Here is a 1,017-nt window from a genome sequence, read left to right on the forward strand (position 1 = left end):
AGAGCCTGTCGGGTGGCCGGTTGGTTACGCTGCGATGAGGTCCTCGACGGTGCGGGCTCGTGCGGTCTTGCGGTGGGATTCATGGCTCCACCGCAAGGACTGCCCGGCGAGCCGGACGAGCATCAAGCGGATCATCGCTACCTTGATCATGGCCTCGGAGGTTGCGGTCAGCCGTTCGTAGTCGCGGGCCAGCCGACGGTTTCGGACCAGCCAGCCGAAACTTCGCTCCACCACCCAGCGGCGGGGCAGGACCTTGAAGCCCTTGACGTCGTCGGTCCGCTTCACGATCTCGACAACGATGTTCAACGCATCCCGGGCCCATGAAAGCAGCGTGGAATCAACGGAGTTGGCGTACCCTCCGTCGGCCCACACCAGACTGATCGTGCGAAAACCGGCGGCGAGCCCGGCCAGGACGGTGCGGCCTCCGGCCCGGTCCTGCACGGACGCGGAGGTGACCGCGACGACCAGCAGCAGGCCCATCGTGTCCACGATCACGTGTCTCTTTCGCCCTGTCGTTCGCTTGCCCGCATCGAACCCACGCGCCTCGCCGCCCTCGCTCGTCTTGATCGACTGGGCGTCGATCACGGCGGCCGACGGCTCGGGATCGCGTCCGGCCCCGACCCGGACCTGGCGGCGGAGCTCGTCGTGGACGCGGTCCCAGGTGCCGTCCCGGCGCCACTTGGTGAACCAGCGGTGGGCCGCGTCCCAGGGCATCAGATCGCGCGGAAGCATCCGCCACTGGCAGCCCGACCGCAGCACGTAGAACACCGAGTCGAGCACCAACCGGTCTCCGTACTTGCGCATCCCGCCGCCTTTTCGCAGGTCACGCGCGGGAAGGAGCGGCTGGATGATCTCCCACATCTCATCGGTCAAGCTGGACGGATAGCATGGGCCGCTGACGGCCTCGGAGTTGTCGCACTGGCACACACCACGTGATCATTCCGGGGCCGTCGCCATGCCCGGAAGGCAGATCACGACCGTCACGCATCACGCATGATCAGCCACCCGACAGGCTCT

At 67.1% G+C, this 1,017-nt stretch carries 1 protein-coding gene; it reads right to left on the bottom strand.

The features are described from left to right. Positions 1-24: 24 nt before the first annotated feature. Complete coding sequence (locus tag ABTZ94_RS37705) at positions 25-927, bottom strand: IS5 family transposase (RefSeq protein ID WP_502967385.1); 903 nt, start codon at positions 925-927, stop codon at positions 25-27. Positions 928-1,017 lie beyond the last annotated feature (90 nt).

The organism is Streptomyces sp. NPDC002785 (assembly GCF_040295565.1).
In the GTDB taxonomy this organism is placed as follows: Bacteria; Actinomycetota; Actinomycetes; order Streptomycetales; family Streptomycetaceae; genus Streptomyces.